This window comes from Arthrobacter sp. SIMBA_036, from assembly GCF_046535135.1.
In the GTDB taxonomy this organism is placed as follows: Bacteria; Actinomycetota; Actinomycetes; order Actinomycetales; family Micrococcaceae; genus Arthrobacter.
The window spans coordinates 1-382 of record NZ_JAWRXG010000062.1; the positions used below are offsets into that span (position 1 = coordinate 1).

Sequence of the window (382 nt, forward strand, 5' to 3'; positions counted from 1 at the left end):
TCAACTTATTTATTCAGCTGCTTAAAAATGCTAAGGCAAACGGAATTCCTGTCAATAAGGTATTTATTTCTGTCGTTACCTCCGATGGAATATACCAGTTAAGGGGGGACAACATTGATCCTGATAAGCTTACAATGTATAGCCCTAATGAAATTAAAAGTTTAAATAGTATTTATTCTGATAAAATGGGAAACCCTAACATGTCAAGGGATGCCCTGCAAAAGGAATTTCTTAAGTTCATGGAAAAGAGCATGAAAATTGAGGGAGCCAAGCTATACGAACAGGATAGCGATGGCAAGACTTCTGAGGTAAAAAAAGACGGGCCAAAGGTTGATTGTCCAATATAATATAATATGAAAAAATATGAAAAAAATAGTTATTA

1 protein-coding gene is annotated in these 382 nt (G+C 34.3%); it reads left to right on the forward strand.

What is annotated here, in order from left to right; translation table 11 throughout:
- On the forward strand, nt 1-347 hold a 347-nt coding region (locus tag SB659_RS19140; RefSeq protein ID WP_410551532.1), incomplete at its 5' end, for a hypothetical protein.
- Between the last annotated feature and the right edge of the window lie 35 nt (nt 348-382).